Origin of the sequence: Jidongwangia harbinensis, from assembly GCF_020216025.1 — a bacterium.
Classification (GTDB): domain Bacteria; phylum Actinomycetota; class Actinomycetes; order Mycobacteriales; family Micromonosporaceae; genus Actinoplanes; species Actinoplanes harbinensis.
On sequence record NZ_JAIWNC010000027.1, the window covers coordinates 109236 to 120701 of the forward strand.

Sequence of the window (11466 nt, forward strand, 5' to 3'; positions counted from 1 at the left end):
CTAAGTGTGTGTAAATGCGGAAATGTGCGGTTCGCCTGGCGTCGAGACGCGGTTACCCTCGTCAGGTGCCGGTCCGTGGAGATCGCTGACCCGCGTCCGGCAACGCGAAGGGACTATCGACATGCCCCGTGTGGTACCGGCGGTCATCCGTGCACTCGACATCCTCGAACTGTTTCTGGACCGTCCCCAGCTGTCCGCCCGCGAGGTGATGGAGCGGCTCGACCTGCCCCGCACCACCGTGCACGAGTTGCTGGTGACGCTGGAGGCCCGCTCGTACCTGATCTCCGTCCCGGGCCAGCCGGTGCAGTACCGGCTCGGCATGCCCCTGTTCCAGCTCGGCGCGGCGTTCGCCGGCCGGCTCGACCTGGTCCGGGAGGCGCAGAGCGTCGCGCGGGACGTGGCCGCCGCGTGTGACGAGGCGGTCCACGTGGCCGTGCTCGACGGCGCCGACGTCATCTACCTGGTCAAGGTCGACAGCACGCACCCGGTCCGGATGGTCTCCGCGGTCGGGCGGCGGTTGCCGGCCCACTGCACGGCGGTCGGCAAGGTGCTGCTGTCGGACCTGGCTCCGGCGGCCCTGGACGCCCTCCTGGTGAAGGGTGACCTGCCGGGCATGACACCGGAGAGCGTCACCGATCCGGACCGCCTGCGGGCCGAGCTGGACAGCGTCCGGGCCGACGGCGTCGCGGTCGACATCGGCGAGTCCGACAGCGCCATGCGGTGCGTCGCCGCGGCGATCCGGGACCATTCCGGCGCCGCGATCGCCGCGATGAGTCTTTCCGCGCCGATCATCCGCTGGACCCCGGCGGCGCAGGTGGAGTGGACCGGGCTGATTCGCGACGGCGCGGCCACGCTGTCCGCCCGGATGGGATACCTGGCCCAGCCTCGATAGCCGGCGTGCCGGATCCAGCCGGAAACAGCGTAGAAACATTGACACCCCTTACGGCGGTCCTCTAGCCTCGCGTCCACTCGAAACGATATATCGAACTCAGTTCGAAATTTCGAACGGCGGTGTCCGTGAGTCTACCGAACCGGAACGTCAGCGCTACCTCCCGAACTCGGGCCGCCGTTTGCGCCGTACGCGGCGACGTCGGGGGCCCGCGGCGAGGGGCGACCAATGACGGGCCCACGGTCGCCGACATCAAGACACAACCTGAGCGTGTGGAACGCGGTGTCCGCCAAGTGCGCCGTCGGCGTGCAGCGGTGTGTGAGATGAGGGAGGCGACTGTCCATGAGGGATAATCCAGTGTGGTCCCGGCGCGGCTTTCTGGGCATGGGAGTGGGGGTGCTCGGCGCGGCCGGTCTGGCCGCGTGCGGCGGCGAATCCGAATCGCCCACCACGCCGCAGGCGGAGGTCCCCAAGGAACTGATCGACGCCGCAGCGGCGGCGAAGGGCACCTCGATGGGCGTGCTGTCGCAGAAGCTGTACTCGGCGGCGGCGAACGAGGCGCTCGACAAGTCGATCAACGCGTTCGCCGGGGCGACCGGGACGAAGATCGAGAACAGTCTGGTCCAGGCCGACGCCGGCGACGTGGTGGCCAAGATCCACGCCGAGGTCGAGGGCGGCGTGGCACGGGACCTGGCGTTCATGACCGACTCGCGGTTCATCGCGCAGTTCCACGGGCTGGGCGACCTGGAGGACGTCACGGACGTCGTCAAGACGCTCACCGCCAAGTACGGCGAGCCCTGCGCGGAGGCCAAGAACTTCTGCGTCTTCGACGGCAAGTGGTACGCGATCCCGTACCACTTCATCGGAATCGGCTCGTTCCTGCGCAAGGACTGGATGCAGGACAAGGGCATCACGCCCAAGGACCAGTACAGCTGGGAGGAACTGCGCGACCTGTGCCTGGCGATCTCCGATCCGGGCAAGCGACGGTACGGCTGGGGCATGACGGTCAACCGGTCCGGTGACGCCAACGGCATGATCGAGGCACTGATCAACGCGTACGGCGGGGCGATCGCCGACAACGAGGGCCGGAAGGTCACGTTCGACTCGCCGGAAACCGTGCAGGCGGTGACGTTCCTCGGCGACATCTACACCAACCCGAAGTTCAAGCCGATGCTGCCGCCGGGCGTGGCCAGCTGGACCGACACCAGCAACAACGAGAACTGGCTGGCCGGGATCCTCGGCTACACCCGTAACCAGTTCAGCGTCTACGCGGACTCCCGGACCAAGAAGAACCCGGTCCACGCGAACACCCACGTCTTCTCCGACTGCACCGGGCCGGCCACCGACACGCCGCTGCTGCTCGGCCAGTCGCAGGGCTTCGTCGTCTTCAAGGGCGCCAAGAACCCCACGCTCGCCAAGCTTCTGGCGCAGTACCTGGTCAGCGCGCCGGCCCTGCTCGGGGTGGCGAAGGAGGCACCCGGCCTGGTCATGCCCGCCTGGGAGAAGGTCTGGGACGCCGACCCGTTCTTCACCAGCGGCGACCCCGCGTTCCCGATGCTGCGCAAGATCACTGAACTGTCCCTGCCGCTGTCCACCAAGAACGGCCTGAAGTTCCCGCAGAAGGCCAGCGCCGGGCAGCAGGCGGTGGGCGCCGCCTACGTCCTCACCGACATGATGCAGCAGGTGGTGCAGGGCACGGCGGCCGCGCAGGCGGTCAAGACCGCCCACGCCAAGATGGTGCAGATCTTCACCCAGCAGGGGCTGCCGCAGTGACATCGGTCCGTCCGGCACCGGCCCCGGCGGCGAGGAAACCCTCGCCGCCGGGGCCCGGCTCCCTCACGAAGACCCAGCGACGGCTGGGCCGGGACTGGCGGCTGTCGGCACTGTTCCTGGCGCCGATGGCCCTGCTGGTCGGCGGCCTCGTGCTCGTGCCGATCGCCCGGTCGATCATCACCAGCACCACGGAACGGCACGGGCAGGAGAGCGTCTTCGTCGGCCTGGGCAACTACCTCGCGCTCGCCGGCGACGAGCAGTTCCACACGGGCGTGGTGAACTCGTTCGTCTTCACCGTGTACGCCGAGGTGTTCAAGGTGGTGCTGGGGCTGGCCGCGGCGCTGCTGCTGCACCACCGGCGTCGAGGGCGGGCCGTGCTGGCCGGGCTGCTCCTGATGCCCTGGGTGGTGCCGACCGTGGTGACGGCGTTCAGCTGGCGCTCGCTGCTCGACCCGATCTTCGGCAGCGTCAACATGCTGCTCACCAAGTCGGGGATCGGTCCGCTGCTGGTCGACCTGCACCTGGTCGACAGCTGGCCCGCGGGCTGGCTCTCCGACCCGTCGCTGGCCATGCCGTCGGTGATCATGGTCAACGTCTGGAAGGGCGTGCCGTTCTTCACCGTCTGCTTCCTCGCCGGGTTGAAGGCCATCCCGGCGGACCTGTACGAGGCGGCGACGATCGACGGCGCCTCGCCGTGGCAGCGGTTCGCCAACGTGACGCTGCCCGGACTGCGCCACGTGATCACCGTGACGGTGACCCTCTCGTCGATCTGGACGTTCAACAACTTCGACCTGATCTGGTTGCTGACCCAGGGCGGCCCAGGCGACGTGACCGCGCCGTACGTGCTCGTGGCGTACTCGAAGGCGATCCTGCAGTTGCAGTACGGCGCCGGGGCCGCGGTCACGCTGATCATGCTGCCGATCATCGGCGCGCTGGTCTTCTTCCTGGTCCGTCAGCTGCGCCAGGACCCGGGCGTCAAGCTGCCCGGGCGGACCCGGACGGCGCGCTGGGTCGGGTCGATGCGGTGGACCCCGACGGCGCGCAAGGCGCTGCCGTGGGTCGCCACCGCGGTGGTCACCGGCCTGCTGATCTGGGCGTCACCACAGATCTTCTGGAAGGCCGCCGTGGTCCTCGCGGTGTTCCTCCTGATCGCCGCGGCCGTCGGCCGGGTGGTCTCCACGCTGAAGTCCCGGGGAGGTGGCCGGGCGTCGTCGGTGGTGTCGGGCCTCGGATCCGGTGTCGCGCTGGCCGGGTTGCTGGTGTTCGTGCTGGCCCCGCTGTACTGGATCGCGGTCACGGCGTTCAAGACCGAGGGCCAGGTCGTCACGCGCGAACGCGATCTGTGGCCGACGCCGTGGACGCTGGAGCAGTTCGGTGCCCTGTTCACCAACCAGCCGTTCGGCCGCTGGTACGCCAACACCCTGCTGGTGTCCGCGGCGTCCACCGCGGTGGCCCTGGTCTGCGCCGCCCTGGCCGGCTACGCGCTGGCCCGGCTGCGGTTCCGCGGGGCGCAGGGCTTCACCGTCACGGTGCTGCTCACCTACGTCATGCCGGGTGCGCTGCTGTTCATCCCGCTGTACCAGATGCTCATCGGCGTGCGGCTCACCGACTCGTTGTGGTCGCTGGTGGTGACGTACCCGACCTTCACGCTTCCGTTCGCCACCTGGCTGCTGGTCGGGTACTTCTCGTCGATCCCGATCGAGCTGGAGGAGGCCGCGCTGGTCGACGGCTGCAGCCGCATCCAGGCGTTCGGCCGGGTGGTGCTGCCGCTGGCCAAGCCGGGCCTGCTGGCGGTGGCGCTGTTCACCCTGACCAACGCGTGGAACGAGTTCCTCTTCGCCTTCGTGTTCATCACGAAGGACGAGTACAAGACGCTCCCCGTCGGCATGCAGTCGATGATCGCCGGGGACGTCGTACCGCAGGGTCAGCTGGCGGCGGCGTCGCTGCTGGTCAGCATCCCGGTGGTGATCATGTACGCGTTCGGGCAGCGCTTCCTCACCGAAGGGCTCACCGCCGGCGCGGTGAAGGGCTGACCGGGGAACCCACGCCCGGTCCGGTCAACCGGCGGGTCCGGCCGTCGCCGGACCGCCGGTGCGAGTCGGCCAGCCCGGCCAGCTCGCTACGGTTGCGGACGCCCAGCTTGCGGTAGATCCGGGTGAGGTTCGCCTCCACCGTCTTCGCGCTGATGGACAGGCGACCGGCCACCTCGACGTTGGTCAGGCCGGTCGCCACCAGCGCGCGGATCCGTTCCTCGGTGGGCGTCAACTGATCGGTCTCCGCCCGGTGCTGCCCGCACCGGCTCAGATCCACCTCCGCCTGCGCCGACCACAGCGGGGCGCCCAGCTCGTCGAAGACCCGCTTCGCGGCGCCCAGCGACGCGCGGGCCGCGCTCCACTGCCGGCCGGCCCGCAGAATCCGGCCCTGCACGAGCAGGGAGCGACCGCGCTCGAACGGCATCGGCAGGGCGTCGCAGACCTCCAGGGACCGGCCGGCGGCCCGGGCGGCGGAATGCAGGTCGCCCTCCGCGGCGGCGGCCGCCGCCGCACCGCGGTTGAGCACGACCAGCAGCCACGGCCGGCGGGCCACCGCCGCCCGGGCCCGCAGCCGGTCGAGCAGGCGGTGCGCCTCGGCCAGCCGGCCGGTGGCGATCGCGGCCTCCACCTGGTCGCCGTGGAACATGTGCCGCACCGGTTCCGTGCGCCGCATGCCGTCGACCAGGTCGGCGGCCTGGCCGAGGTGGTGGGCGGCGCGCTCCGGATCCCCGACGGACAGCCCGATGAAGCCGAGGACCTGCAACAGCAAGGCGGCCTGGTACGGATCGCCGCCCTCGCGGGCCCGGGCGAGCGCCCGCCGGGCGGTGTCCTCGGCGGTGTCCACGGCACCCTGGTGCGCGGCCACCTGCGCGCTGGCGAACCAGCAGTGACCGAGCCAGTGCCGTTGGCCGGTCAGCTCGATGACCTGGATGGACCGCTCGGCCCCGGTGGCCGCCCGCGCCCAGTCCCCGAGCCAGCAGTCGATCTCGGACAGGTGCATCAAGGCATGCCCCATCGCGGGTTCGTCGCCGAATTCGGTGGCCAGGTGCAGCTCGAGCGCGAAGCGGGCCCGCGCCGCCACCGGGTCCGCGTACTTCTCCCAGGTGCCCAACATCTGCCGGCCCCAGGTGTCGGCCCAGTGCCGGGTCGGCCGCGCCGGCAGCAGCCGGGCGGCGCGGTCGAAGTCGTCCCGGGCGATGCCCCCGCCGTTGGCCAGCCGGAACACCCCGCGTACGGCCAACGCGCACGCCAGCATCGCCGGTTCCGGCGCCGCACCCGGCCGGTGCAGAGCGGCGACGGCGGCCTCGGCGCTGGCCAGCTGCCCGCCCGCGTCGTGGGAGCTGAACCAGGCCAGCCGCAGGTGCAGTTCCGCCGTCAGCTGGGGGTCGTCGGCCACCGTGGCGAGGGCCGCGCGGCACAGCTCGGCGGCCTCCGCCGCGCTGCCCTGGTAGAACGTGACCTCGGCCAGCTTGAGCAGCGCACGGGAGCGCAGCCGGTCCGCCGGGCAGCCGGTCACCACGGCCCGCAACAGGTCTTGAGCGCCCGCCGCGTCGCCGGCCGCGAACAGGCATTCCGCCGCCGCGACATTCCGCCGGTGCAGGTCGTCGAGGTCGGCGGCCGGGGTGCGGACCGCGGCCAGCCGCCACAGCTCCGCCGCCGAGATCGAGGACCCGCGGCGCCACGCCTGCTCGGCCCCCTGCTCCAGCAGGGCGGCGACGCCGGCATCGGGAACGTTGTTGGACAGCGCCAGATGACGCGCCCGTTGCTCGACGTCGGTCACCACCGCGGTGAGCCGGCGGTGCGCGCGCTGACCGTGTTCGGTCGAGGTCAGCGCGCGTACGGCGGAGGAGTACAGCGGGTGGCTGAACCGGATGCGGCCATGGGTGACCTGCACGATGCCCGCCTCCTCGGCCGGCGCCACGGGGGACACCGCACCGTCGGGCACGCCGAGGGCCGCGCGCACCGTGCCCAGCGTGGGCTGCGCCAGCAGCGCGGCGTACCGCAGGGCCTCGAAGACCGGTTCGGGCAGCGCCCGGATCCGCCGGCACAGCAACGCGATCACCGGTTCCGGGACCGGCGGCGGCTCGCCGGGCCGCAGGCGATGCCCGGCGCGCTGCAGCGACAGGGCGATCTCCACGGCGTTCAGCGGGTTTCCGCCGGCGCTATGGTGGATCATCCGCAGTTCGGGCAGGGCGTACTCGAGTCCGGTCCGGGCGAGCAGCACCCGGCGCAGCGACGGCAGGTCCAGCGGGCCGAGGCTCAGGCTCGTCAGCCGTCCGGCGGGCAGCGCCGCGGCCAGCCCGAACGGGGGCGGCGCCGGCGATTCCGTGCGGCGGGTGGCCAGCAGGCCCACCGGCTCGTCGGCGAGCCGGCGTGCCAGGTAGCTGAGCAGCCGGCAGCTGGCCTCGTCCACCCACTGCGCGTCGTCGACGGCCAGCAGCACCGGCCCGCTCCGGGCCAGCGCCCGCACCGCGGACAGCGTCGCCGCGGCCAGAGCACGTTCGGGCCACGGCGGGTCGTCGGCCGCCCGGCACAGCAACGCCACCTCCAGGGCGGCCACCTGCGGCGCGGGCAGATCGGGAGCGACCAGATCGAGTACGCCGTCGAGCAGGTCACCCAGCGCGCTGAGGGTCAGCGCGGCCTCGGCCTCCGCGGGCCGGCAGAGCAGTACCCGGTAGCCCCGCGCGCGGGCGTTCGCGACGCCGTGGTGCCACAACGTGGTCTTCCCCATGCCGGCCTCGCCGTTCAGAACCAGTGCCGTGGCGCCACCGGGCAGTGTGTCGAGGAACCCGCCGATCGCGGCCAGCTCGGTGACCCGGCCCTCCGCGTCAGGTAGCTCGTCCGCCATGCCCACCCCCGTCGATCCTCTGGCGTTTCAGTGAAACGTCCATCGATGGGCTTTGTCATCCGAAGTGGAGTGTCGGGTTTACGCCGACCCTCGGACCCCGGTCGATCGTCGGCGGGGGGTTTCCCCGATTCCTCTGTGCGCGGCAGGCGGCACGGTGATTGACGGCGGACGCGCCGGCCGGCCCGGCAGGGCGGGACCGGCCGCCGTCCGAACACGCTCGTCGACCCCGATGAGCAACCGACCGATAGGGGGGAACATGACCGTACGCACCATGTTGCGGTCCACGACCGGGCTGGCCGCCGCGCTGGCCACCGTGGTTGCCGTCACGCTGGCCGGACCGGCCGCACCGGCCCAGGCCGCTCCGTGGGACGGCTTCACCGCCTCCTGCTCCACCGCGTCACCGGTGCTGGAGTACTGGGCGACCGGCAAGTCCTGGGCTCAGTTCGACGCGCTCGCCACGACCCACTTCAACGCGGGGCGGCGGGTGGCCCAGTTCGACATCGAGGGCAACGGCATCACCGCGGTGTGGCAGCCCGGCACCGGCACCGAGCGGATCCGCTGGAACCACGACTGGGACGAGTTCCTGGCGCTGGACAGTACCTACTTCGCGCAGGGGCTCCGGCTGGTCGACATCGACCGGGACGGAGACGACTGGGCCGGAGTGTGGCGGCCGGGTTCCGGGGGCCAGTTCGTGCGGTCCGGCATCCCGTCCTGGAAGGACTTCGAGAATGAGAACACGGTCCAGTTCAACCGGGGGAGGCGGCTGGTCGACGTGGTCATCGAGGACGACGACGACATCGCCGCGGTCTGGCGCGGCGACCAGGGCACGGCCGCGGAGGTCTATCAGTACGGCATCCCGGCCACCGGCGTGGACGAGAACAACATGAGCGAGTTCGACCGGGTCAATGCACGGAACAAGCGGCGCGGGTACGACCTCAAGATCCTCAAGACCCACCCCAACGACTCGTACGTGATGGCGGTCTGGCGGCACCGCGGCGGTAGCTTCGGCCAGTCCGACACCCGGTACCAGCGGTTGGAGTCGTTCGAGACCTTCGAGGCGAACTGCCGCAGCGCCGGTCGCATGATCACCACGATCGACGTGAAGTAGCCCACCGGCGGTGGGAAAGGCCCGTGGTGGGGCCCGGGGTGACCCGGGGGACCCCCCCCGCGGTGCCGGGGCCGGGGGGGGCCCCCCGGTCCTGCCCCCCGCGGGGGGGGGGACCGGCCGGGGGCCCCCCGGGGGTCCCCGGGGCCCCCCACGCCTGCGTTCCCGGACCGGGGCTGACCGCCCGGACCATGGTCCGGATCCGCGACCGGTTCAGTCCGATCACTCGGAGGCGGTTGCGGCGAAGGCCTCCGGCGGGATCAGCCGGTGGCGGACGTCTCTCGTCCCGCCGCGGCATACCGGGCGACGATGGTGCGGACGGCCTCGTCGACCACCTGAGTGGCGCGTTCGGCGCTCACCTCCCAGCCCGGCACCAGGAGGGTCGGCCAGAAGACGTAGTTGGAGATCATGCCCAGGAACTGGGTGGCGGCGAGATCAACGTCGTCAACCCGCACCGTTCCCGCTTCGTGCTCGGCCACGAGGTAGTCGCGTACGGACTCGAAGTAAGGCATCTTGCCCTGCGAGAACTGCGCGTGGGCCAGCTCGGGGAAGCGCGGCAGCTCGGCGATGACGATTCGGAACAGGTCGGTCATCCGGGACTGGCGCAACAGCTCGGCGTAGCGGTGACCGATGGTGCTGAGCCCGTCGACGAGGTTGCCCGCCGGCGGTGGATTCCTTTCGTCGGCCGTCGACCAGGACTCGGTGACGATGGCGTCGAACAGGACGGCCTTGCTCGGAAACTGCTTGAACAGGGTGGCCCGGGAAACGCCCGAGCGCTCCGCGATCTGCGCCAGCGACGTCCGGTCGTAGCCCGACTCGAGGAACAGCGCGGTCGCGGCCGTCACGATCAGTGCGCGCTTCTCCTGGGCGACGCGCTGGTGGTACGTCGTCACGATCCGGCTCATCGGCCGAGCATACGAGGTGAGTGGCTTGACTCACCTCTGCCGCCCACCTAGGGTCGGGGCAATGGTGAGTCGCTCGGCTCACCATTGGCCACCACCTGACGAGGGAACATCTGATGCCCCGCTTCGACAACCAGACCGTGCTCGTGACCGGGGGGACCGGCGGCCAGGGCTCCAGCCACGTACGCGCCTTCCACCGGGAGGGAGCGAACGTGGTGATCGGCGGCATCGACGCCGAACGCGGCGCCGCTCTCGCCGGCGAGCTCGGGACCCGGGCACGCTTCACCCGCCTCGACGTCACCGACGAGAGGTCGTGGTCCGCCGCCGTACTGGCCGCCGAGAGCGCCTTCGGCGCCCTGAACGTGCTCGTCAACAACGCGGGCGTGCAGAACCCGCCGGCGCCGATCGAGAACACGGACCAGGCCACGTGGTCGCGCATCCTGGACGTCAACCTCACCGGGACCTTCCTCGGTATCAAGGTCGCCGCCCCCGCTCTGCGCCGCGCGGCCGGGGGAGTCATCGTCAACATCGCCTCGACGATGGGCCTGGGCGGCACGGCGCACTACGCGCCGTACGTCGCCAGCAAGTGGGCCGTGCGTGGTCTCACCCGAACGGCAGCGCTCGAGCTCGGCCGCGACCACATCCGGGTGAACACCATCCACCCCGGCGTGATCGCGACCTCCTTCATCCAGGAACCGGCGGCCGGCGCCGCCACGGCAATCGCCGACTTCTACTCACCCGAGCCGTTCGCCATCCCCCGGCTCGGCGAACCGACCGACGTCACCCGGCTGCTTCTGTTCCTCACGTCGTCGGACGCCTCGTTCATCACGGGTTCGGAGTACGTCATCGACGGTGGACTCCTGCTGGGCCCCGCCCTTCAGGCCGAGGCCGCATGAGCTGCCCAGGCGGAGCCCGATTGGGCACCGCCTGGGCAGCCGGTGGCCAGGCGGTCGCCGGCCGGTCCGGTGACGATCGGGTCTGCATCTTCCGCACACCCGTTCTTGCCTGGAGGCCGCCACATGACCGCCACAACTGACGACTTTCCCACCAACTGGGGACGGTGGGGCGACAGCGACGAGCGGGGCGCCGTCAACCTGATCACCGACGAGGCCCGGTCCCGGGGCGCCGCCGAGGCCCGGACCGGCCGGACCGTGTCGATCGCCCGGATCACCACGCCGTACCCGTTGACCGGGGGTCCGACGGCGACCACCACGGCGTCCTCGACCGCGGTACAGACCGCCATGATGTTCACCGGCATCGACGCTCCCGCCATGGCCGAGGTGATGGTCGTGACCACCCACCACCCGGAGGTCACCCACCTCGACGCGATGAGTCACTGGGTCGCCGGCGGCAAGGTGTACCCGGGTGTCGACGCGGCCGACAGTTCCGGCCCCTCCGGCGTCCGGCACGGCGCGGCGGACGTCTACGCCGGCGGGATCCTCACCCGTGGCGTGCTGCTCGACCTGGCGCCCGGCGGGCGGCTGGCCGCGGGCCATCCGGTGACCGGTGCGGATCTGGACGCGGCCGCGGCCCGCGCCGGTGTCGAGGTGCTGTCCGGCGACGCGCTGGTGGTCCGGGGCGGCTGGAACACGAGCAACGACTGGGGCCGGCCCGGGTGGCCGGGCATGACGGCGGACGCGGTCCGCTGGATGCACCGGCACGGGATCTCCGTCTACGCGGGCGACATCGGCGACGCCCGCCCGCCGATCCCGGGCGACGTGCCGGGCGCGCTGCACTTCCTCGCGCTGGGCCGGCTCGCCATCCCGCTGATCGACGGCGCCGACCCGGACGAGTTGGCGCAGACCTGTGCCGGCCTGGGCCGCTGGACGTTCCAGTTCGTCGTGGCGGTACCCCGGATCGCCGGAACGACCGGCCTCCCGGTGAATCCGCTCGCGGTGTTCTAGGGCGGCCGGAGG

General features: G+C 71.4%; 8 protein-coding genes. 6 read left to right on the top strand and 2 right to left on the bottom strand.

The window, feature by feature from the left end; all coding sequences use genetic code 11:
• Positions 1-121 precede the first annotated feature (121 nt).
• The 3 genes from LDL48_RS29535 to LDL48_RS29545 all read left to right on the top strand — a co-directional run bounded on the left by LDL48_RS29535 (position 122) and on the right by LDL48_RS29545 (position 4695).
• A complete protein-coding gene (locus LDL48_RS29535; protein ID WP_225258506.1) occupies positions 122-892 on the top strand; it encodes an IclR family transcriptional regulator in 771 nt (256 codons plus the stop codon).
• A 339-nt stretch (positions 893-1231) separates the two neighbouring features.
• Positions 1232-2662, top strand: coding sequence for an extracellular solute-binding protein (locus LDL48_RS29540; protein ID WP_225258507.1), 1431 nt, complete (start codon positions 1232-1234; stop codon positions 2660-2662).
• On the top strand, positions 2659-4695 hold the full coding sequence (locus tag LDL48_RS29545) for an ABC transporter permease (protein WP_225258508.1): 2037 nt from the start codon (positions 2659-2661) through the stop codon (positions 4693-4695). Before LDL48_RS29540 ends, LDL48_RS29545 begins: the two co-directional genes overlap by 4 nt.
• Here the strand turns inward: LDL48_RS29545 and LDL48_RS29550 are convergent.
• Complete coding sequence (locus LDL48_RS29550) at positions 4670-7543, bottom strand: helix-turn-helix transcriptional regulator (protein WP_225258509.1); 2874 nt, start codon at positions 7541-7543, stop codon at positions 4670-4672. The genes LDL48_RS29545 and LDL48_RS29550 overlap by 26 nt on opposite strands.
• 256 nt (positions 7544-7799) lie before the next feature.
• Between LDL48_RS29550 and LDL48_RS29555 the strand changes: the two genes are divergently transcribed.
• Positions 7800-8651 carry a hypothetical protein gene (locus tag LDL48_RS29555; protein ID WP_225258510.1) on the top strand — a complete coding sequence of 284 codons (852 nt, stop codon included), beginning with the start codon at positions 7800-7802 and terminating at the stop codon, positions 8649-8651.
• 257 nt (positions 8652-8908) lie between these two features.
• On the opposite strand, the gene LDL48_RS29560 is transcribed toward LDL48_RS29555, so the two are convergent.
• Positions 8909-9553, bottom strand: a complete 645-nt coding sequence (locus LDL48_RS29560) for a TetR/AcrR family transcriptional regulator (RefSeq protein WP_225258511.1) — start codon at positions 9551-9553, stop codon at positions 8909-8911.
• 113 nt (positions 9554-9666) lie between these two features.
• On the opposite strand from LDL48_RS29560, the gene LDL48_RS29565 reads away from it, so the two are divergent.
• Positions 9667-10446 carry a glucose 1-dehydrogenase gene (locus tag LDL48_RS29565; RefSeq protein ID WP_225258512.1) on the top strand — a complete coding sequence of 260 codons (780 nt, stop codon included), beginning with the start codon at positions 9667-9669 and terminating at the stop codon, positions 10444-10446.
• Between the two features lie 123 nt (positions 10447-10569).
• Positions 10570-11454, top strand: coding sequence for a cyclase family protein (locus LDL48_RS29570; protein WP_225258513.1), 885 nt, complete (start codon positions 10570-10572; stop codon positions 11452-11454).
• The last annotated feature ends 12 nt before the right edge of the window (positions 11455-11466 follow it).